Consider the following 19,650-nt stretch of genomic DNA (forward strand, 5'->3'; position numbering starts at 1 on the left):
ACTACGCCGCGTCGATTTTGCCCTCCAGCGCGAATCCCGAGGATTTCGCGGTGCGGAATCCGTTGCATCGTCCCCCAATTGCATGCGGCCTGTCGCGCCCGGCACTTTTCGCTCTGCGAAATGTTCCGGAAACGCGCTTGGGTTCGCGGCACCTCGCATGGAACCATACGAGGCGTCGAGACGGGGTGGACGATTCCACGAGCCGCTCCGCTCGGCGATCCGTCGCCCGTCCACGAACGGGCCAAATCATCGGAGGAGACCTCATGAAAACTTCGCTGTCGCTGATCGCCGCCGCCGCGATCGCCTGCACGACGACGGCCCACGCGCAGAGCAGCGTGACGCTGTACGGCATCGTCGATGCCGGCTATCGCTACAACAGCAACGCGGGCGGCAAGACGCAGTCCGCGATTGCCGGCGGCAACGAGAGCGCCTCGCGCTTCGGCCTGACCGGCAGCGAGGAACTGGGCGGCGGCTACAAGGCGGTGTTCACGCTCGAGAACGGCTTCACCACCACCACCGGCGCGCTGCAGGCCGGCCTGCTGTTCGGCCGCCAGGCTTTCGTCGGGCTTGGCACGCCTTACGGCACCGTCACGCTGGGCCGTCAGTACCTGACGCTGTCGAGCTATCTCGGCGCGTTCGCGTCCGGCACCGACTGGGCCGCGCGCGGCGCGGGCTGGGGCTACCACCCGGCCGGCCTCGACGACGTGGACGGCACCGAGCGCGCCAACAACGCGATCAAGTACGTGAGCCCGCGCTATCGCGGCGTGCAGGTGGGCGCAACCTACAGCCTCGGCGGCGTGGCCGGGCAGGTCACGCGCAACGAGATGATCTCGGCCGGCATCGACTATCTGCAGGGGCCGTTCCATGCCGCGCTGGCCTACCTGTACGTGAAGAATCCGAACTTCGCGCTGTTCGGCAACAACGCCACCAGCAGCGCGACCGGCAACAACTTCGCGAGCCCGATCTTCAGCGGCTACGCGAGTGCCGCCGCGCAGCGCGAGCTTGGCGCGGGCGCCTCCTACGAGTTCGGCAAGCTCACGGCCGGGCTGATCTACACCAACACGCGCTTCACCGACCTCGGCGGCACGCCGGTGGCGGGCCTCGTCACGCCGGCCAATGAACTCGGCAAGACCGCCAGCTTCAACACCGCCGAGGCGAACCTCAAGTACCGCCTCGCGCCCGCGCTGCTGCTCGGCGTGGCCTATTCCTACACGCGCGTGAGTTCGTACCAGGGCCTGAGCGGCGCGAGCTACCAGCAGTGGAACCTCGGCGCCGACTACGCGCTGTCGAAACGGACCGACCTGTATTGCGTGCTGCTGCACGAGACGGCCGCCGGTTTCGATTCGACCGGCCATCGCGCGGTGGCCGCGCTGACCTTCGCGACGCCGTCGGCGAGCGACGCGCAGACCGGCTTCACGATCGGCATCCGCCATCTGTTCTGACGCGTCGCGGCCCGCGAGCCGCGCCGCCGCATCGCCTGAATCACCTGCATGACCGCCTCACCGAATCACCCGCTTTCGTTCCGACTGGAGACATGATGGATTCCACCCAAGCCCGCCCGCCCCATTCCGGCGTGACGCTGTTCGACTCGCACGCGCACCTGGTGGCCGACGATCAGGCGCGCTACCCGCGCAACCCGATGAAGCGCTCGCCCGGCGCGCCGCCGCGCCTGCCCGGCGTGATCGGCCTGCCGGGCGGCAAGCACGGCCCGAACCCGATCAACGAGGTGCCCGACGTGGCGCGGATGCTGCCGTGGATGGCCGAGGCCGGCGTGGAGGCGGCGGTGGCCGTGCAGAAGCGCATGATCTACCGCTACGACAACAGCTACATCCTCGATTCGTCGGACACGCATCCGGACACGTTCTCGGCCGTGGTGATCCTCGACGCCGAGGACGCGGCCACGCCCGGGCTGGTGCGCGGCTACATCGAGCGCCACGGGCTGGCCGGCGTGCGCCTGTTCGGCGGGCGCGAGCCGGACGGCAGCATGCCGTGGCTGAACTCGCCGCGCGCGCTCGAGACCTGGGCGGTGGCCAACGAACACGGCATCGTGATGGACATCGAGGTGCTGGCCGCGGGCGGCGGCGGGCCGTCGGTGCCGGTCATCATCGAGCTGGCGCGGCGCTTCCCGAAGCTGCGCGTGGTGCTCGACCACATGCTCGAACCCGAGGTGGACGACGACAACTTCGGCTTCGACGCGCGCTTCGCGCCGCTCGCGGCCGAGCCGAACCTCTTCTTCAAGTTCACCTCGATCAACCTCGACATCTACCGCGAGACCGACACGCCCGCGCACGAGGTGCTGCGCGCCGCCGTCGACCTGTTCGGCGCGGACCGCATCATGTGGGGCTCCGACATCGGCACCTCGTCGGGCACCTACCTCGACATGGTGCGGCGCATGCTCGATGCCACCACGCTGCTGACCGACGCCGAGCGCCACGCGGTGCTCTATGAGACCGGCAGGCGCGTGTTCGTGAAGGGCGGCGCGCGTGACTGAGCACAACCCCGACCCCGCGCGAGAGCCCGCCATGTTCATCGATCCGGCCGCCACGCCCGGCTTCAAGCGCACGCTGTTCAACGCGATCGTCGCGCCGCGGCCGATCGGCTGGATCAGCACCGTCAATGGCCGCGGGCAGGTGAATCTCGCGCCGTTCTCGCACTTCAACCTCGTCTCGACGGCGCCGCCGGTGGTGATGTTCTCGTGCAACACGCCGGCCGACCGCGCCGAGAAGGACACCATCGCCAACGTGCGCGAGACCGGCGAATTCGTGACGAACCTCGTCAGCTGGGACTTGCGCGAGCCGATGAACCACAGCTCGATCGACGCGCCCTACGGCATCGACGAGTTCGAGCTGGCGGGCCTCGCCAAGGCGCCGAGCGTGATGGTGCGGCCGCCACGCGTGGCCGCCTCGCCGGCCTGCATGGAATGCCGGCTGCTGCGGATCGTCGGGATCGAGCCCACCGGGCCGGGCGAGACGGCCAGCCAGGTGGTGTTCGGCCGCGTGGTGGGCGTGCATCTGGACCCGCGCTTCGTGGGCGAGGACGGCCGCTTCGACACGGTGCGCGCCGAGCCGCTCACGCGCCTGGACGGCAACCGCTACGGCGTGGTGGAGCGGCTCGCCGAGCTGGGCCGGCCGAGCCCGCGCCGCGACTGACATCAAGGAAATCGAGAGGATCACGACATGACGATGGCAACCGAAACCGGCGTGCGCCGCACGGCCGTCTACGACCTGGGCCCGGGCGCGATCGCGCGCGGCCAGAATTTCTTCGTGCAGTGGCTGGAGGGCGAGGGGGGCGACGGCGCCGCCAGCCCGGAATTCGCCGCCGCGAGCGAACACGAGCTGTTGTTGCTGCTGCCCGAGGAAACCGGCGCGCGGGTGCGGATCGGGCACGGCGAGGCGCGCGAGGTGCCGGGCCGCAGCGTCTGCGTGCTGCCGGCGGGCGAGGTGGCGGTGCACCCGGCCGCGGGCGGGCGCGCGGTGCTGATCGCCTCCACGCGGGCCGATCTCGCGCCCGGCGCGGCCTGCAACGACGGCGACTACGCCGCGCCCGACGCGCGCATCGCGCCCGGCGACGCCGGCTACCGGCGCACGCGCGGCGGCGGCGAGCTGCAGGTGATCCGCATCGACGAGATCGTGCCGCCCGCCGACAAGCCGCGCCTGAAGATGTTGCAGTCGGACACGCTCAGCATCAACTGGGTCGAGTATCAGGACGCGCGCGACCGCACGAAGCTGAGCCCGCACAGCCACACGAACTTCGAGCAGGGGTCGCTGGCGATCGCGGGCGAGTTCATCCACCACCTGCGCGTGCAGTGGGGCGCGGACGCGAACCAGTGGCGCGAGGACGAGCACCTGCGCGCGGGTGCCGCGTCGATGATCGCGATCCCCGTGCAACTGATCCACACCACCGAAGGCGTGGGCGCGGGCCGGCATCTGCTGATCGACGTGTTCTCGCCGCCGCGCGAGGACTTCATCGGCAAGGGCTGGATCGCGAATGCCGCCGACTACGCGCGCGGCTGAGCCGCAGGCCGGTGATGCGAGCCGCGCAGGTGAGGGCTGGCGGGGCGGCGGAAGGTGCCCGGAGGCGTCCGGCGAGCCGCTCGGCCGGCGAGGCAGCCGCAAGCTGGGCGGCGCGCCCGGCAACGCGCCGCACGGGCAATGCGGAAGGCCCGGGGCAGGCGTGCGCCGCCTCGACCGCCGCCGCGTCCGGCCGCCCGTCAGGGCGCCGCGTTCGCGCGCAGCCGCGTCAGCGCCTCGATCGCGCGCAGCCACGGCGCGTCGATGCCGAGCCGCGCCGCGCATTCGAGCGGCGCGCCGAGGATCGCGTCGAGTTCGAGCGAGCGGCCCGCCTCGAGGTCCTGCAGCATCGAGGTCTTCACGGCGCCGAGCTGGCGTGTCTGCGCGATCCGCTGGGCGATGTCGATCTCGATCGTGAGCCCGGCCGCGCGGCCGATCGCGAGGCATTCGCCCATCAGGCGCTCGTAGACGGCCAGCGTGCCGGCGTCGTTGACGAGGCGGTCGGTGCCGGCCTGCGTCAGCACGCTGAGCGGATTCGAGCAGGCGTTGCCGAGCAGCTTGATCCAGAGGTCGCGGCGGATGTCGTCGCTGGCGACCGTCTGCAGGCCCGCGTCGCTCAACAGTGCCGCCCAGCCCGCCGCGCGCTCGCTGACGCCGCCGGCCGGCTCGCCGATCGTGATGCGGTTGCCGCTGTGGTGCCGTACCACGCCGGGCGCGGGCGAGCTGCACGAGGCCATCACGCTGCCGCCCAGCACCTGCGCGAACGGCAGCGTGCGTTCGATGGCGCCGTCGGGGTCCACGCTGGCGAGCCGCAGCCCGGCGAGCGGGCCGCCGGCCGGCAGGCAGAACCACCACGGCAGCCCGTTGCCGACCGGCAGCACGACGGTGTGAGGGCCGACCAGCCGCGAGCGAGGCCGCCAGGCCCGGCAGCGCCTGCGATTTCAGCGCGATCACGAGCAGGTCCTGTTCGCCCATCGCCTCGGCGTGCTGGTGTGCCTCGATGGCGATCACGCGTTCGGCGTCGTCGCCGGCGCCCGTGTAGCGCAGGCCGGTGTCGGCGAGCGCGCGCAGCGTCGCGCCGCGCGCGAGCGCCGAGACGCGGTGGCCGGCCAGCGCGAGCCGCGCCGCGAAATGGCCGCCGATCGCGCCGATGCCGACGATGCCGATCCGGCGCGCCGGCGCCGCGCCGCCGGTGGTGGGAAGCGGCGCCTGCCGCGAGGGGGTCTGGCTCATGCCTGGCTCCGCGTGTTGATGTGCAACGCATTGTCGCCGCGCGGCCAATTGCGCGGCGAATTCTTTTGGCCGGGTTTTCTCCTGGCGGAATCGCGATCGTGGCCGCCCTCCGGCACGATCCTCAACCGATGATTCTCACGACATGTCCACACTCGACAGTTCGATCCTGAAGCGCGTGACCGCGCAGCTCTACGAGCGCTCGCTGAAGATGATCCCCGACGACACGCGCGCGTTCCTCGAACGGGCCGAGGCGCGCGAATCGAACCCCACCGGCCGCACCACGCTGCGGATCCTGATCGACAGCGCCGACGGCGCGCGGCGCGACGATTCGCTGGTCTGCAGCGACGTCGGGATTCCCACCTACAGCATCAAGATCGGCACGCGCGTGTGCTTCGACGGGCCGGTGCGCGCGGCGATCCGCGACGGCTTCGCCGAGCTGGCCGCGCGCATCTCGCCGCCGATCCTGAAGATGGTGACGAACCCGCTCACGCACGAACGCGGCCATGCCGGCAAGGACATGCCGATCGTCAGCTTCGACGTGATCGACGAGGCCGACCACGTCGACGTGGTCTGCTCGCCGAAGGCGATGGGCACCGGGCGCTGGGAGGCGATCGAGGCGTTCGTCTACCCGAGCCACGAGCAGATCGAGCGCTTCGTGCTCGACACCATGCTGCGCGCCGGCTCGCAGCCGTGCCTGCCGCTCGTGATCGGGGTGGGCATCGGCGGCACCTTCGACTACGCGGCGCGGCTCGCCAAGGAGCAGATGCTGCGGCCGTTCGGGCGCACCAACCCCGAGCCGGTGCTGGCCGGGATGGAGCGGCGCCTGCTCGACGCCGTCAACGCGATGGGCTTCGGGCCGATGGGCACCGGCGGCGACACCACCGCGATGGCCGTCCACATCGACTACGCGGCGAGCCACGGCTTCGTGCCGGTGGCCGTCTGCTTCAACTGCTGGATCAACCGGCGCACCGCCGCGCGCATTCACGGCGACGGCCGCGTCGAATTCCTGGAGGGCACGGCATGAGCCGGATCCACGACCTGAGCCTGCCGCTCGCACGCGAGCAGGTGGACGCGCTGCATCTCGGCGACATGGTGCGGCTGTCGGGGCGCGTGACCGTCAGCATCGGGCTGCCCACCCACCAGCGGCTGGCGCGGATGATCGAGGCGGGCGAACCGCTGCCGGTGGACCTCGCCGGCGGCGCGTTCTTCCACCTGAGCACCTACGTGGACGAAACCGGAGGGGCGGGGAGCGTGCCGCGCGCGCTCTACCTGAACCCGAGCACCAGCACGCGCTATAACCCGTGGATGCCCACGCTGATCCGCGGGCTCGGAGTGCGCCTGGTGGGCGGCAAGGGCGGCCTGGACGCGGCCAGCGCCGCCGCGCTGCGCGAGGCCGGCTGCGCCTACCTGTCGTTTCCGGGCGGCGGCCTGAACCTGCTGTCGCGCGCGCTGCGCGCCGTGGTGGAGCAGCACTGGACCGAGTACATCTCGCAGTTCCGGCTGCTCACGCTCGAGGTCGAGCAACTCGGGCCGGCCACGGTGGCGATCGACGCGCGGGGCGAAAGCCTCTATGCGCAACTGCACGAGCAGGCGGTGGCGCGCCTGCCCGGCATCGTCGGCGCGCTCGGGCATGGCCGCGTCGATGCCGGTTGAGCGGGCGGCCGGGCGGATCCGGCAATGAATTCAAAAAAAATGCCGGTGGATCGGAGGGGGTGATCCACCGGCCGAACACCTTTCGGCGTAAATAACGAGGTTCAAAGCGGTCCCTCGTTGAATGCATCCTAACGAAATGAGTGCCGGGATTGTGGCGAGATCGTGAGCAGTGTGCCGAAAGTGTGTCGTTGCCCGTCGGAGCCGCCGCTCCCCCTCTGTCCCGCCTCCGTTTCCGCGCGCACTTCGCGGTCTCCCTCCCCCCGACCTTCGCGCTCGCGACTTCCCGTGCCGCCGCCGCACATCCGTGGCGATATCAATGAAGGCAAAAGGAAATGCATTCGACGGCTTTCGGAAAGCTGGAAATCGGACGTCATTGATCGTGCGGGCGGCACGGCACGCCGCTTCGCTGACGGCCATGTCAGCAAACGCCGCGCGGGGCCGGAAAAACGAACGAGGTTAACCCTCAAAGATCAGTCGTCTTATAACACGACGGCCAAGCACGCGACGGGCGAAAGAATTTACGGCGCAACACCCGCCCGACGGCTTTACGCGAATCCGAAAAACAGAGGTAGATTATTGAATATAAAAGAAAAATGAGATTTTTTTGGAAACGCGACGGTTGACCCTCTGCGGGTATGCACCAAGTGTACAAGCGTGGTTCCGCCCCGATAGACTCGCTCCCTAGTTGTACGACGTGAGACAGCGGGTGAGCTGTCTGATGGTGATCTGACGACAACGACGACGAATGGCCCGATCAAGGGGGATGGCGGTGACCGGATATGACGACATGCGGCGACAGCAAGGCGACAGCCTGCCGGTGCGTGCCATCGCCTGCGTGCCGAACGTCGCGAAGTTCGCCGGGGTGACGTCCGCCACGCTCGACAACCCGCGTCCGGCCTCGCGCTGACGCCGTACCGGGGGCGGCGTCCGCCCGACCAATACTCGATATACCCAGAGGAGACTTGACCATGAAAACGATCTTCACTCGCACCCGCGTCGCGGTCGCGATCGTTGCGGCGCTGGCCGCGGCGACCACGATGTCGGCCCAGGCCCGCACGTTCCGCTCGGCCGACGTCCACAGCGACAACTTCCCGACGAACATGGCCGTCAAGTTCATGAGCGACGAGATCAGCAAGGCCACGGGCGGCAAGGACTCGATCAAGGTCTACGGCAACAGCGCGCTCGGTTCGGAAAACGAGACGATCGACCAGGTGCGGATCGGCGCGATCGACATGGTTCGCGCCAACGGCGCCGCGTTCAACGAGATCGTGCCGGAATCGCTGATCCCGTCGTTCCCGTTCCTGTTCCGCGACATCGAGCACTTCCGCAACGTGATGTACGGCCCGGAAGGCCAGAAGATCCTCGACGCGTTCAAGGCGAAGGGCCTGATCGCGCTGACCTTCTACGAGAGCGGCGCGCGTTCGATCTACGCGAAGCGTCCGGTCAAGTCGCCGGCCGACATGAAGGGCCTCAAGGTGCGCGTGCAGCCGTCGGACCTGATGGTCGACGAAATCAAGGCGATGGGCGGCGTGCCGACTCCGATGCCGTTCTCGGAAGTCTATACGGGCCTGAAGACGGGCCTGGTGGATGCGGCCGAGAACAACCTGCCGTCGTATGACGAAACCAAGCATTACGAAGTGGCGAACGTGTACTCGGAAACGCAGCACGCCATGACGCCGGAAGTGCTGGTGTTCTCGAAGAAGATCTGGGACACGCTCTCCCCGCAGGAGCAGACGGCGATCAAGAAGGCGGCCGCCGATTCGGTGCCGTACTACGTGCAGCTCTGGACGGCGCGTGAAAGCGAAGCCCGCAAGGCCGTGCTGAAGGGCGGCGCCACCATCGTGCCGGCCGCGCAGATCGACCGTGCCGCGTTCGTGAAGGCGATGCAGCCGCTCTGGACCAAGTACGAGAAGACCCCGCAGATGAAGCAGATCGTCGACGAAATCCAGGCGATCAAGTAAGACGCGGCTTGCGGTCCGGCGATGCCGGCCCGCAAGCGCGAACCGGCGGCCGCGCGTGGAATGCGCCCGGCCGCCTTTCCTGTCCGATGAGGATTGAAGCAATGAGGTTCATCAAGCACACGAACGACGTGTTCTTCATGGCGCTGGCGGTGATCGCGTCCGCGAGTCTCGTCGCGCTGACGGCGCTCGTGTTCTACGCCGTCGTGAAGCGCTACGTGTTCAATGACGCGCCCGATTTCGTCGAGCCGATCGCGCTGCTGCTCGTGATCGTGATCGCGATGTTCGGCGCCGCGATGAAGGTCCGCGACGGCGGCCACATCGGCCTCGATTCGTTCGTGCGCCGGCTTTCCCCGAAGGGCCAGGCGGTCGTTCACGGGTTCCAGCATCTGTGCCTGATGGCGTTCGCGGTCGCGATCATCATCGGCTGCCTGCAGATGGCCGAAACCACCGCCGACGACCGGATTCCGATCATCGGCCTGCCCGAGGCGGTCCGCTACCTGATCCCGATGCCGGCGGGTCTCGCCATCATCCTGTTCTCGCTCGAGCACCTGCTTGCGCTGCGCAAGCGCAACCGAACCTGATCCACCATGGAACTCGCAATCCTTTCCATCAGCTTCCTGCTGCTGCTGTTTCTCGGGGTGCCCGTGTCGTTCGCGCTCGGGCTCTCGTGCGTCGCGACCTACCTGGCCGAAGGGCTGCCGGTGGCCACCGCGATGCAGTCCGTCATCTCGGGGATGAACGCGTTCTCGTTCCTCGCCGTGCCGTTCTTCATCTTCTCCGGCGAACTGATGCTGCATGGCGGCATCGCCGACCGGATCCTGAAGTTCGCGCAGTCGGCCGTCGGGCACTTCCGCGGCGGCCTCGGCATGGCCAACGTGGTGGCCTGCACGCTGTTCGGCGGCGTGTCCGGCTCGCCGACCGCCGATACCTCGGCGATGGGCGGCGTGGTGATCCCGCTGATGAAGCGCGAAGGCTACAGCGCCGCCTACGCGGTGAACGTGACCACCCACGCCTCGCTGGCGGGCGCGCTGATGCCGACCTCGACGAACATGATCATCTATGCGTTCGCCGCGCAGGGGATCACCGGCATGCTGAACGGCCACATGGTGAGCGGCGTGTCGATCGGCGACCTGCTGTTTTCGGGCCTGCTGCCGGTGCTGTGGGTGATGGGCTTCGTGCTGATCGCCGCCTACTGGCAGGCGCGTCGCTACGGCTATCCGCGCAGCGCGGACGGCTCCACGGCACTGCTGAAGTTCCCGGGCTGGTACGCGGTGGCGCGTTCGTTCGTGGGCGCGCTGCCGGGCCTGGGCGTGATCGCCATCATCCTGGTGTGCGTGGCCAAGGGGATCGCCACGGCGACCGAGGCGGCCGCGATCGCGGTGGTGTACTCGCTGGTGCTGACGCTGTTCGTCTATCGCACGCTGACGATGAAGAAGCTGTGGCGCGCGCTGTCGCACGCCGCGCGCACCACCGGCGTGGTGCTGCTGCTGATCGCCGTGTCGAACATGCTGCGCTTCCAGATGTCGTACCTGGAGATTCCGGACGCGATCGAGCACCTGCTGCAGCAGTCGAACGCCGCGCCGTGGCTGATGCTGCTGTACATCAACATCCTGCAGGTGTTCCTCGGCACGTTCGTGGACATGGCCGCGCACATCCTGATCACCACGCCGCTGTTCCTGCCGCTTGCGATGGCCTGCGGCGTGGGGCCGGTGCAGTTCGGGATCATGCTGCTGCTGAACTGCTCGCTCGGCCTCGTGCATCCGCCGATCGGCTCGGTGCAGTTCGTGGGTTGCGCGATCGGCGAGGTGTCGATCGGCGAGACCACCAAGACCGCCTGGCCGTATTACCTGGCGATCTTCAGCGCGATCAACATCGTGACGTACATGCCGTTCTTTTCGACCTGGCTGCCCAGCATCATCAGCGGGCATCCGGTGTTCTGATGCGGTGAGGGTTTGATGTAGCGCGGACGGGTGTTTGGCCAGTCGGTCGCGTGAGCTTCGACGGCGGCGTGGGATTCCACGGCCGCCGTTTTTTTATTGGCGCGCGGCCCGGCGAGAGCGGGAGGGGCCGGCGAACCGGTCGGTCGAAGCGCGGCAGAGGGAAGGTTCAAGCGGGGCTGCAACGGGCGCGAACCAAGAAGTCGCTCCGGCATTTGCGATATCGATGCGATAAATCAAGGCGCCGGCCGATCACCGGGCGAAAAATCCTTGATTGAAAGCAAACGCCGCCGGCAAACGCCGCCGGCAAACGCCGCCGGCAAACGCCGCCGGCAAACGCCGCCGGCAAACGCCGCCGGCAAACGCCGCCGGCAAACGCCGCCGGCAAACGCCGCCGGCAAACGCCGCCGGCAAACGCCGCCGGCAAACGCCGCCGGTTTTTTCTGCTGGAGTGGCCCGATGCTGGCGTCGTTGAATCCATTTTTTCTTATTCCCCGCTTGCCCTATCGCCTGGAAGGCGGTTTTCGAGAGCGATCCTCATGGAAAGGCTCTTGTCGTAAAAGCAAGGGAGCAGGCCTGATTTTGGGAAAAGTCCTCGTTTTGGTTTCGATATTTTTTAGTGAGTCGGGAATGTGCCAATTCAGAGGTCCGGTGATTGATGGCTACGGAAACTGTACGTGGCAGGATAATGGCGACTCTATTACCATTTCTCTCGACGTCAGATTCAAGGAAAACAAGATACCTTTTCGAAAAATGATTTCGCGTACTGTCGAGATGTGGTCATATGACAGTGACGGGAATTACCACGCATTGGGTTTTCTCCCTTTATTCCCGATAACTGTGCAGATGGACGGGAATCCAGCCACCATGGCTTATGCGAACAGGTATGACGTGTGGGGGATGAATAATAATATGGTTTATGGTGGAGCGGGCGGCGGATGGATAAACGCAGATGCGTCCACTGTCCACATCACCGCCACCTTCTCCGGAAGTGCCAGGCAAGCAGCCAGTGTTCTCGTTGGTAATTTGAATTGGTCTAATCAATCGCACCGGAACCGTTATCTTACAAATGAGCAGATGGGGGCGGCGTATTTATATCCTGGCGTGCAAGGCGCAGGATGCCCGGTGGTCCCGCCGGACAACCCTCCGCAGCCTCCGAAATCTCCGATTACGTTGATCATGGTTGCTCCTGACTGGGACCTGGGCGAACTGGCGCTGCAACATGGAGAAAAAAGATTTACGGCAATCAATGATCAACTCTGTTTTTCGTATTCGGATCCGACTGTCGCCGGCATCAACCTTGTCATCGATGCTGATAGCCAGAATGGCGTGGCCGGAGGGCAATACCAGTTGAAAAATGTCGACGATTCAACGCAGGTGGTGCCGTATAGCCTGGTGCTGGACGATGGCAGGAGTGAAGTGATATTGCCGAATCAAGGGAAAGCGGCACTCCGGTTGAACGTCTCGAGCCCGACGTGCTTTTCGCCGACCTTCAAGACGCTCGTGAACCCTCGACTGAAGCCTGGTAATTACATGGATGTTCTTACCTTCACGGCGGTCACGAAAACCTGAGGAGGAGGTGTGGTCGCGATGTTCGGCAGGCGCGTTCGATCCCCGCACGCGGGTCTGCGTGTTGCGGTGTTTGCTCTCCCACGCCATGGACTGCCGAGCTGCCGGGGCCGTCGCCGGCATTCCTTTCGGTAGCGAATACGGGAAATTCAGACAAGAGGGCGTGCGTGAAGGCGGGGGCCAGCGTGTTCGTCGGACGCATCCCGGCCGGCGAGGGGCGGCGGGCTGGTTGTGGGCACCGTGGATCACGATGCCGCATCGGCCGATTGTCGTATCGGTGCGCTGTATCAAGGCAACGGGGCATCGTCGGGCCAAAAATCTTTGATTGGAAGCAAACGCCGTCGGCAAACGCCGTCGGCAAACGCCGTCGGCAAACGCCGTCGGCAAACGCCGTCGGCAAACGCCATGTCGAGGTGCTCCGTGTTGGGTCGTTGTCCTTCTGAATTTTCCATCGTTGTTCAAGAATCCGGTGAAGTCCACCCGGCCTGCGCCGCATCTGACGAGTCTGATTTTTCGATCGAACCATCCGCGGCCTCCGATCTCCCGGCGCGCTGACCGAGGAGGCCGGCTGCTCTCCAGGTAGCCGCAGGGCAGCCGGCAAGCCGGAAACTCCGGTTTTCGATTCAAAAATAAAAGTCGAAGTCGAATATCCGCTGATCGTCGATGCGATCGGCGGAATCTCGACCTGGTCGAAGAGAGGCGAAGTATCCATGCGTTCGTTCTTCAAGGAAAACATCCATCGTCATGGATGGCGGGTAGGCGTTGGCGCAGGTCGGGCTCGAGTCCGGGCGCTGGCCTGGGTCATGATTCAGGCGGGATGCCTGTTTTGTAAGCCGGTATTTGCTCAATCGATGTTGATGCAGCCGGTGGTCGATAGTTATGGCAATTGCACATGGCGTGACAACGGCGACGGCACGAAAACCGCATCGCTGATCATCAATTTCAAGGCGGCCACGCGTGAGAATCTGGGTGGTGGAAAGAGCCTTCATTCGAGGTCGTTGATGACGTTGGCCTATGACAAGGACGGGCAGAGTTATGTCAATGCCGATTTTGTTGGCGGCTTCAGTGCGAGGGAGACAATAAACGGCGTGGGAAGCGATTATGGAATGGCGGTCACCTATACGGCCTGGCCGGGCATGATCGATTTCAAAATAAATGGCCGCCGCCCCGATGATGCCTGGCACAATGCCAACGCTTTCTCTGCCAGCGTCGAGATTACTTTTCGCGGAGAACAGTGGCGCGCGATCAGTGTCACGGCCGGCAATGTCGGATATTACCTCGCCGGGTTCGCACAGGAGCAGACCGGCGCGGCCTATCTGTATCCGGACTCCGACGGAACCGGATGCGAAGTCGTCTCGCCAATTCACCCGCCGAAGCCGCCCGTCACGATCCGCATGTCCGCACCCGACTGGAACCTGGGCGAACTGCCGATGGACCATGGGGAAAAGCGGTTCACGGCGGCGGCCGATCAGCTTTGTTTTTCGTATTCCGGATTGAGCGGCGACGGCGTCGACGTGGTGGTCGATGCCGATAGCCAGAACGGGGTGGTCGACAATCACTATCAGCTGAAAGCGCTGGCCGATCCTACCCAGGTGGTGCCGTACAGCGTGGCGCTGGACGACGGCAGTGTCGAATTCGTACTGCCGAACCGGACGAAATCTTCCATCCGCCTGAACTCGTCCGGCAGAACCTGCTTCGCGCCGAGATTCAGGACCTATGTGAGGCCGTTGCTGAAGAAGGGTGATTACACCGATGTGCTGACGTTTACGGTGGTGAGTCAAACCTGAGAAGACGGCCGGTCGAGCCGCGCCCGTTACACGACGGCGCGGTTTTGACTTCAGCGGCAAGGAAACACGAGGTTCGCCTGCGCAAGATCGTGTCGGCTCAACCGGTCATGACATGCGCCCGGCCGGCCCAAGCCGGCGAACCTGAAAATCCCGCGCTTTTCCACGGATGCCGGCGTTCCGAAATGCATCCGACAGACAGCCGAAAGCCATCCGCATCATCGCCGCGCGGCTGACGAAACCGGCCCGTGCGCCCTCACTGCACGCCGTATCCCGACATGCGATACTGCCCGGCCCGTTCCCCCACCGCGCGACGCATTCCCTCGCTCGGCCCCCGCCTAAAAGGAACTCCCCATGTCATCCACGCCCGCATCCACCCCCGTCTGGTTCATCACCGGCTGTTCGACCGGCTTCGGCCGCGAGCTGGCGCTCGCCGTGCTCGACAAGGGCTGGCGCGCCGTCGTGACCGCCCGCCAGCCCGGCTCGCTCACGGAATTCAGCGAGCGCTACGGCGAGCGCGCGCTCGTGCTCGAACTCGACGTCACGCGGCGCGAGCAGATCGATCACGCGGTGCAGCACACGCTGCAGCAGTTCGGCCGCCTCGACGTGCTCGTCAACAACGCCGGCTACGGCTACCTGAGCGCGATCGAAGAGGGCGACGACCAGGACGTGCGCGACATGTTCGAGGTCAATTTCTTTGGACTGGCCGACACGATCAAGGCGGTGCTGCCGGTGATGCGCAAGCAGCGTGCCGGCCACATCGTCAACATCACTTCGGTGGGCGGCCTGATCGGCAACCCGGGCAGCGGCTATTACGGCGCCAGCAAGTTCGCGGTGGAGGGCCTGAGCGAGGCGCTGGGCGCGGAGACGGCCGAGCTCGGCATCAAGGTCATCGCGGTCGAGCCGGGGCCGTTCCGTACCGACTGGGCCGGACGTTCGCTGAAGCAGACGAAGACGCCGATCGACGCCTACGACACGATCGCCGGCCAGCGCCGCGCGGCCATCTCGGCCCACAGCGGCAAGCAGCCGGGCGATCCGGCGCGCGCGGCGCTCGCGATCATCGCCGCGGTGGAGTCGCCCACGCCGCCGGCTCACCTGATCCTCGGCAGCAACGGGCTCGAGCGCGTCAAGGCGAAGCTGGACGCGCTGCGCGCCGAGATCGCCGCGTGGGAAGCCGTGACGCGCAGCGCCGATTTCCCCGACTGATCGGCGCGAGATAGCGCGGCCGAACGAACGCATCCGGACACGGCCGCCCTCGTCAGCTCGCAATCAAAGCCTGAACTGCTGCCGCAGCGCCGTGGCGAGCACCTCCGTCGCCTCGCTCGCCTTGCCGCGCGCGCCGCGCATCAGCACCACCTCGTGGTCCACCACGCCCGGCAGCGTGTCCAGCACCCGCATCCCGGCACCCACCCGCGCGCGATCGACCAATGTCACCGCCAGACCGGCCTCGACGCAGGCCCGGATCGCCTGCGTCGAGGCGCTGTCCAGGATCACGCGCCACTTCCGCCCGATCGATTCGAGCACGTCCATCATCGCCATCCGATACGGGCACGGCTCGCCGTAGAGCGCCAGCGGCAGCGGCGCCGCCTCATCATGGACGAAGCGCGCGCCGGCCACCCATACGGGCGTCGTCATGGTCAGGAAGTCAGCAGGCCGGCTGTCGTGCGCGGGCTGCACCACGAGCGCGAGATCGAGCTTGCCGCGCGCGATCTGGTCGCGCAGCTTCAGGCTCGGCGCGGTCCGCATTTCCAGGATCAGGTTGGGCCACTGGGCCGAAAAACCCGGCAGGATGTCGCGAATCACGTGCGCGGCATATTCGTCGGGAATGCCCAGCACCACGCGGCCGGCCAGCGTCTTGCCGTGAATCTCGTCCACCACGCGGTCGTGGGCGGCCAGCACGTCGCTGCTGCTGGCGAGCAGGCGCTTGCCGAGCGCGGTCAGCGTCACCGTCTGGTTGTCCCGCTCGAGCAGCCGGCCGCCGACGATCGCCTCGAGCCGCTGGATGTGGATGCTGACGGCGGCCGGGCTCCTGTTGACGAATTCGGCGGCCAGCCGGAACCGCCCGAGCCGCGCCACGGCGTGAAAAGTCCGCAATATCTCGATGTCGAGGATCGTGCTCATGGTTTCGTTCCGCTAAACGACTTGATTAGTATATTTTGATTTTCGAATCGATGCGGCGGCACTAGCCTTCAGGCATGACCAGTGCATCGACACCGAACCCGGGCGGAGCCGCCGTGCTCCGCGATCTTTCCCGCCTGCCGCTTCCGGTGCTGGAAGCGCTGATGGTCGTGACCTGGAGTTCCGGCTTCGTCGGCATGCGGTTCTCGGCCGGCCAGGCGCCGATCTTCCTCGTGATGTCGTGGCGCCTGATCGCGGTATCGGTCTGCCTGCTGCCGTTCGTGGTCCGCGAGATCGGACGCGCGCCCGCGACGGTGCTGCTCCGCCAGGCGGGCATCGGCGTGCTGGCGATGGCCGGCTACCTGATCGGCGTGTCGAAGGGCATCGCGCTCGGCGTGCCGGCCGGCCTCGCCGCGCTGATCGCGGACCTGCTGCCGCTCGGCACCGTCCTCGTTTCCACCTTCGCGCTGCGCGAGCGGCATCCGCGCCGCGTCTGGGCCGGGCTCGCGCTCGGGCTGGCCGGCACGCTGGTGGTGTGTCGCGACGCGGTCGCGCTCGGTGTCGCGCCGGTCTGGGCCTACGCGTTGCCGGTGGCCGGCATGGCCTCGCTGGCGGTGGCGACGGTCTGGCAGCAGCGCGCCTCGCGCCGGCAAGCCGTGTTGAGCCCGCTCGGCACGCTGTGGCTGCAGTGCGCGGTGTCGTGCCCGGTGTTCGTGGGGCTGCAGGCGGTGCAGGGCCGTCTGTTGCCGATCGTCTCGGCCGGCTTCGCGGCCAGCGTGGCGTGGACCGTGATCCTCGCCACGCTCGGCGGCTGCGGGCTCTACTGGGCCTGCCTGCGGCGCTCGTCGCCGGCACGCGTGACGAGCGTGCTGTTCCTGAGCCCGCCCGTCACGTTCATCTGGGCATGGGCGATGTTCGGCGAGCCGCTGTCGTGGCCGATGCTGGCAGGCACGGCGATCTCGGGGCTCGGGGTACTGCTGATGGCGGGGCGCGGTGCCGGGGGCGGCGCGCATTGAACGCGTGGCGGGCGATGCGCGAGACGGATCGCCGTGCGAAGACGCAACAAGGCGAAGCAGACGGGGAGTGAAGCAGAAACGATGCATCGGGTTCGAGGCCAGTGCCGGTCATCGAACCCACCGGCGGCGCATGCCGCCGTCCAGCCGGGACCGTGACGCTTAGTGGACCCAGTGGCAGCTGCGGTGGTGGTGGTGGTGATCGAAATGGCAGATCTTGTGCGGGCGGGCTTCCGCGTTCGTCACGAGGAGGGCGAGCGTCACGGCCAGAGCCGAAGCGAGCAGAGCTTTCATGGAGTGTCCTGAGCGGAGTGGTGTGGTTGTAACCGGGGCCGACATCGCCGCCTCGGATGCGATCCGCTGCGGCTTGGCGTCCGGGTTCGTCGTCGAACGACACGATCATACGAATGCGCTTCATTTCAGGTGCAACGGTTTGTAACCGTGCATTTAAAACGGCATTCATTTTGCTTTCAACGTGGCGGCGCATGCATGACGCGTCACGCCGCTCACACCGGAAACCGCGTGGTGGAGAGGATCTCCTTCAACACCACGAACGTGCGGATCTGCCGGACCCCGGGCAGGTAGAGCAGCTGTTCCGCGTGCAGCCGGTTGAAGGTTTCACTGTCGCGCGTGCGCACCAGCATGAAGGCGTCGAACTCGCCGGTCACCACGTGGCACTCCATGCAGCCCGACACCTTCTGCGCGGCCTTCTCGAACGCGGCGAACGACTCGGGCGTCGAGCGGTCGAGCACCACGCCGATCATCACGAGCATGCCCGCGTTCAGCGCCTTCGGTTCGAGCAGCGCGACGATGCCGCGAATCAGCCCGGCCTCCCTGAGCTTTTCCACGCGCCGCAGGCAGGCCGGCGGGCTCAGGTTCACGCGCCCGGCCAGCGCCACGTTCGAGATCGACGCGTCGCGCTGCAGCGCGCGCAGGATCGCGCGATCCACGCGGTCGAGCGCCGCGCCGGCGGCCACGGCGGTTGCCACGGACGCCGTTTTTTTTGTTGCGCACATGGATCTGATTTCCTAACAAAATTAATCAAAAAATGAATCAAGCCTTCGAAACATCGGAAATCGACAATTGATTCGCAACCCTGATTCGTGCAGTCGTTTCTAACATATTCGCATCGTTTCGACGACAGGCGCGGGGGCCGGCACCGCCGGCGTCGAGCGGAACGTATCCATCCATCCGTTCAAGGAGCGAGGCATGAATCTTCAGAAATTCCCGCGTTATCCGCTGACTTTCGGGCCGACGCCGATCCAGCCGCTGCGGCGGCTCAGCGCCCATCTGGGCGGCAAGGTCGAGCTGTATGCGAAGCGCGAGGATTGCAACAGCGGGCTCGCGTTCGGCGGCAACAAGACCCGCAAGCTCGAATACCTGATCCCCGACGCGATCGCGCAGGGCGCGGACACGCTGGTGTCGATCGGCGGCGTGCAGTCGAACCAGACGCGCCAGGTGGCGGCGGTGGCGGCGCATCTCGGCATGAAGTGCGTGCTGGTGCAGGAGAACTGGGTCAACTATGCGGACGCGGTCTACGACCGGGTCGGCAACATCCAGATGTCGCGCATCATGGGCGCCGACGTGCGGCTGGTGCCGGACGGCTTCGACATCGGCATCCGCAGGAGCTGGGAGGATGCGCTGGCCGAGGTGCGCGCGGCCGGCGGCAAGCCGTATCCGATTCCGGCCGGCTGCTCGGAGCATCCGCTCGGCGGCCTCGGCTTCGTCGGCTTCGCCGAGGAAGTGCGCGCGCAGGAGGCGGAGCTGGGGATTCGCTTCGACTACATCGTGGTGTGTTCGGTCACGGGCAGCACGCAGGCCGGCATGGTGGTGGGCTTCGCGGCGGACGGGCGCGCCGACCGCGTGATCGGCATCGACGCCTCGGCCAAGCCGGCGCAAACGCGCGAGCAGATCCTGCGGATCGCGCGCGGCACCGCCGATCGCGTCGAGCTGGGCCGCGACATCGGCGAGGCGGACGTGATGCTCGACGAGCGCTTCGGCGGCCCCGAATACGGCCTGCCGAGCGACGGCACGCTGGAGGCGATCCGCCTGAGCGCGAAGTTCGAGGGCATGCTGACCGACCCGGTGTACGAAGGCAAGTCGATGCACGGCATGATCGAGAAGGTGCGGCTCGGCGAATTCCCGGCCGGCTCGAAGGTGCTCTACGCGCATCTGGGCGGCGTGCCGGCGCTGAGCGCCTACAGCTACCTGTTCCGCGACGGCTGATGCCGCGGCCGGCCCGGGCCGTGCTCGCGGCCGGCAGGTGATCACGTTTCATGATCACGAGATCAACAATCACCATTGGCAAGGCGCGGCCGCCTGCGGTCTACTGAGCGCCCGCCGCAGCGCGCCGATTTCCGGCGCGCGCGGCT

General features: G+C 66.7%; 20 protein-coding genes and 1 pseudogene. 15 read left to right on the top strand and 6 right to left on the bottom strand.

Annotated elements, in window-relative coordinates:
- Positions 1–263 precede the first annotated feature (263 nt).
- The 4 genes from bpln_RS23795 (at position 264) to bpln_RS23810 (ending at position 4,013) form a co-directional block, all read left to right on the top strand.
- Entirely contained in the window at positions 264–1,442 is a 1,179-nt protein-coding gene (locus bpln_RS23795) for a porin (protein ID WP_055140185.1), read from the top strand.
- A 95-nt stretch (positions 1,443–1,537) separates the two neighbouring features.
- Positions 1,538–2,491 carry an amidohydrolase family protein gene (locus bpln_RS23800; RefSeq protein ID WP_055141196.1) on the top strand — a complete coding sequence of 318 codons (954 nt, stop codon included), beginning with the start codon at positions 1,538–1,540 and terminating at the stop codon, positions 2,489–2,491.
- Positions 2,492–2,522: 31 nt separating this feature from the next.
- On the top strand, positions 2,523–3,149 hold the full coding sequence (locus bpln_RS23805) for a flavin reductase family protein (RefSeq protein WP_055140186.1): 627 nt from the start codon (positions 2,523–2,525) through the stop codon (positions 3,147–3,149).
- Between the two features lie 27 nt (positions 3,150–3,176).
- On the top strand, positions 3,177–4,013 hold the full coding sequence (locus bpln_RS23810; protein ID WP_055140187.1) for a cupin domain-containing protein: 837 nt from the start codon (positions 3,177–3,179) through the stop codon (positions 4,011–4,013).
- Positions 4,014–4,210: 197 nt separating this feature from the next.
- Here bpln_RS23810 and bpln_RS23815 read toward each other — a convergent pair whose 3' ends face one another.
- Together bpln_RS23815 and bpln_RS37930 are read right to left on the bottom strand one after the other, a co-directional pair.
- A complete protein-coding gene (locus bpln_RS23815) occupies positions 4,211–4,891 on the bottom strand; it encodes a ketopantoate reductase family protein (protein ID WP_055140188.1) in 681 nt (226 codons plus the stop codon).
- 85 nt (positions 4,892–4,976) lie between these two features.
- Positions 4,977–5,243 (bottom strand): annotated as a pseudogene (locus tag bpln_RS37930) (2-dehydropantoate 2-reductase N-terminal domain-containing protein); the annotation flags it as partial.
- A 142-nt stretch (positions 5,244–5,385) separates the two neighbouring features.
- On the opposite strand from bpln_RS37930, the gene bpln_RS23825 reads away from it, so the two are divergent.
- The 7 genes from bpln_RS23825 to bpln_RS36030 all read left to right on the top strand — a co-directional run bounded on the left by bpln_RS23825 (position 5,386) and on the right by bpln_RS36030 (position 12,366).
- A complete protein-coding gene (locus bpln_RS23825) occupies positions 5,386–6,267 on the top strand; it encodes a fumarate hydratase (RefSeq protein ID WP_055140190.1) in 882 nt (293 codons plus the stop codon).
- Positions 6,264–6,896 carry a fumarate hydratase C-terminal domain-containing protein gene (locus bpln_RS23830; protein WP_055140191.1) on the top strand — a complete coding sequence of 211 codons (633 nt, stop codon included), beginning with the start codon at positions 6,264–6,266 and terminating at the stop codon, positions 6,894–6,896. Before bpln_RS23825 ends, bpln_RS23830 begins: the two co-directional genes overlap by 4 nt.
- Positions 6,897–7,181: 285 nt before the next feature.
- Positions 7,182–7,493, top strand: coding sequence for a hypothetical protein (locus bpln_RS36025; protein ID WP_148654145.1), 312 nt, complete (start codon positions 7,182–7,184; stop codon positions 7,491–7,493).
- Positions 7,494–7,864: 371 nt separating this feature from the next.
- Positions 7,865–8,857, top strand: coding sequence for a TRAP transporter substrate-binding protein (locus bpln_RS23835; RefSeq protein WP_042627712.1), 993 nt, complete (start codon positions 7,865–7,867; stop codon positions 8,855–8,857).
- 86 nt (positions 8,858–8,943) lie between these two features.
- The gene (locus bpln_RS23840; protein WP_042627713.1) at positions 8,944–9,438 is read left to right on the top strand and encodes a TRAP transporter small permease; all 495 of its coding nucleotides are present in this window, start codon (positions 8,944–8,946) and stop codon (positions 9,436–9,438) included.
- 6 nt (positions 9,439–9,444) lie between these two features.
- Positions 9,445–10,797, top strand: coding sequence for a TRAP transporter large permease (locus bpln_RS23845; RefSeq protein ID WP_042627714.1), 1,353 nt, complete (start codon positions 9,445–9,447; stop codon positions 10,795–10,797).
- Between the two features lie 267 nt (positions 10,798–11,064).
- Positions 11,065–12,366 carry a hypothetical protein gene (locus bpln_RS36030; RefSeq protein ID WP_148654146.1) on the top strand — a complete coding sequence of 434 codons (1,302 nt, stop codon included), beginning with the start codon at positions 11,065–11,067 and terminating at the stop codon, positions 12,364–12,366.
- Here bpln_RS36030 and bpln_RS37445 read toward each other — a convergent pair.
- A complete protein-coding gene (locus bpln_RS37445) occupies positions 12,353–13,090 on the bottom strand; it encodes a hypothetical protein (RefSeq protein WP_148654147.1) in 738 nt (245 codons plus the stop codon). The genes bpln_RS36030 and bpln_RS37445 overlap by 14 nt on opposite strands.
- Between bpln_RS37445 and bpln_RS36040 the strand changes: the two genes are divergently transcribed.
- Both bpln_RS36040 and bpln_RS23855 read left to right on the top strand, forming a co-directional pair.
- Positions 13,074–14,150 (top strand): hypothetical protein, encoded by a 1,077-nt coding sequence (locus tag bpln_RS36040; protein ID WP_148654148.1) that lies wholly within the window; start codon positions 13,074–13,076, stop codon positions 14,148–14,150. The genes bpln_RS37445 and bpln_RS36040 overlap by 17 nt on opposite strands.
- Positions 14,151–14,501: 351 nt before the next feature.
- Entirely contained in the window at positions 14,502–15,353 is an 852-nt protein-coding gene (locus bpln_RS23855; protein ID WP_042627716.1) for an oxidoreductase, read from the top strand.
- Positions 15,354–15,416: 63 nt separating this feature from the next.
- Here bpln_RS23855 and bpln_RS23860 read toward each other — a convergent pair whose 3' ends face one another.
- Positions 15,417–16,268 carry a LysR substrate-binding domain-containing protein gene (locus tag bpln_RS23860; RefSeq protein ID WP_055140193.1) on the bottom strand — a complete coding sequence of 284 codons (852 nt, stop codon included), beginning with the start codon at positions 16,266–16,268 and terminating at the stop codon, positions 15,417–15,419.
- 113 nt (positions 16,269–16,381) lie between these two features.
- Here bpln_RS23860 and bpln_RS23865 point away from each other — a divergent pair, with 113 nt between their 5' ends.
- Positions 16,382–17,281, top strand: coding sequence for a DMT family transporter (locus bpln_RS23865; protein ID WP_244131866.1), 900 nt, complete (start codon positions 16,382–16,384; stop codon positions 17,279–17,281).
- A 159-nt stretch (positions 17,282–17,440) separates the two neighbouring features.
- On the opposite strand, the gene bpln_RS37935 is transcribed toward bpln_RS23865, so the two are convergent.
- Positions 17,441–17,572 carry an HHHH-motif protein gene (locus tag bpln_RS37935; RefSeq protein WP_226993776.1) on the bottom strand — a complete coding sequence of 44 codons (132 nt, stop codon included), beginning with the start codon at positions 17,570–17,572 and terminating at the stop codon, positions 17,441–17,443.
- 212 nt (positions 17,573–17,784) lie between these two features.
- A complete protein-coding gene (locus bpln_RS23870; RefSeq protein WP_042627719.1) occupies positions 17,785–18,294 on the bottom strand; it encodes an Lrp/AsnC family transcriptional regulator in 510 nt (169 codons plus the stop codon).
- Between the two features lie 193 nt (positions 18,295–18,487).
- Here bpln_RS23870 and bpln_RS23875 point away from each other — a divergent pair, with 193 nt between their 5' ends.
- Positions 18,488–19,504 carry a 1-aminocyclopropane-1-carboxylate deaminase gene (locus tag bpln_RS23875; protein ID WP_055140195.1) on the top strand — a complete coding sequence of 339 codons (1,017 nt, stop codon included), beginning with the start codon at positions 18,488–18,490 and terminating at the stop codon, positions 19,502–19,504.
- Positions 19,505–19,650: the final 146 nt, after the last annotated feature.

This window comes from Burkholderia plantarii (genome assembly GCF_001411805.1).
Classification (GTDB): Bacteria; Pseudomonadota; Gammaproteobacteria; order Burkholderiales; family Burkholderiaceae; genus Burkholderia; species Burkholderia plantarii.

What these genes read in the sequence shown, in the direction of transcription:
- bpln_RS23795 (WP_055140185.1), top strand. Translation starts at nt 264, where the DNA reads ATGAAAACTTCGCTGTCGCTGATCGCCGCCGCCGCGATCGCCTGCACG.
- bpln_RS23800 (WP_055141196.1), top strand. Translation starts at nt 1,538, where the DNA reads ATGGATTCCACCCAAGCCCGCCCGCCCCATTCCGGCGTGACGCTGTTC.
- bpln_RS23805 (WP_055140186.1), top strand. Translation starts at nt 2,523, where the DNA reads ATGTTCATCGATCCGGCCGCCACGCCCGGCTTCAAGCGCACGCTGTTC.
- bpln_RS23810 (WP_055140187.1), top strand. Translation starts at nt 3,177, where the DNA reads ATGACGATGGCAACCGAAACCGGCGTGCGCCGCACGGCCGTCTACGAC.
- bpln_RS23825 (WP_055140190.1), top strand. Translation starts at nt 5,386, where the DNA reads ATGTCCACACTCGACAGTTCGATCCTGAAGCGCGTGACCGCGCAGCTC.
- bpln_RS23830 (WP_055140191.1), top strand. Translation starts at nt 6,264, where the DNA reads ATGAGCCGGATCCACGACCTGAGCCTGCCGCTCGCACGCGAGCAGGTG.
- bpln_RS23835 (WP_042627712.1), top strand. Translation starts at nt 7,865, where the DNA reads ATGAAAACGATCTTCACTCGCACCCGCGTCGCGGTCGCGATCGTTGCG.
- bpln_RS23840 (WP_042627713.1), top strand. Translation starts at nt 8,944, where the DNA reads ATGAGGATTGAAGCAATGAGGTTCATCAAGCACACGAACGACGTGTTC.
- bpln_RS23845 (WP_042627714.1), top strand. Translation starts at nt 9,445, where the DNA reads ATGGAACTCGCAATCCTTTCCATCAGCTTCCTGCTGCTGCTGTTTCTC.
- bpln_RS36040 (WP_148654148.1), top strand. Translation starts at nt 13,074, where the DNA reads ATGCGTTCGTTCTTCAAGGAAAACATCCATCGTCATGGATGGCGGGTA.
- bpln_RS23855 (WP_042627716.1), top strand. Translation starts at nt 14,502, where the DNA reads ATGTCATCCACGCCCGCATCCACCCCCGTCTGGTTCATCACCGGCTGT.
- bpln_RS23860 (WP_055140193.1), bottom strand. Translation starts at nt 16,268, where the DNA reads ATGAGCACGATCCTCGACATCGAGATATTGCGGACTTTTCACGCCGTG.
- bpln_RS37935 (WP_226993776.1), bottom strand. Translation starts at nt 17,572, where the DNA reads ATGAAAGCTCTGCTCGCTTCGGCTCTGGCCGTGACGCTCGCCCTCCTC.
- bpln_RS23870 (WP_042627719.1), bottom strand. Translation starts at nt 18,294, where the DNA reads ATGTGCGCAACAAAAAAAACGGCGTCCGTGGCAACCGCCGTGGCCGCC.
- bpln_RS23875 (WP_055140195.1), top strand. Translation starts at nt 18,488, where the DNA reads ATGAATCTTCAGAAATTCCCGCGTTATCCGCTGACTTTCGGGCCGACG.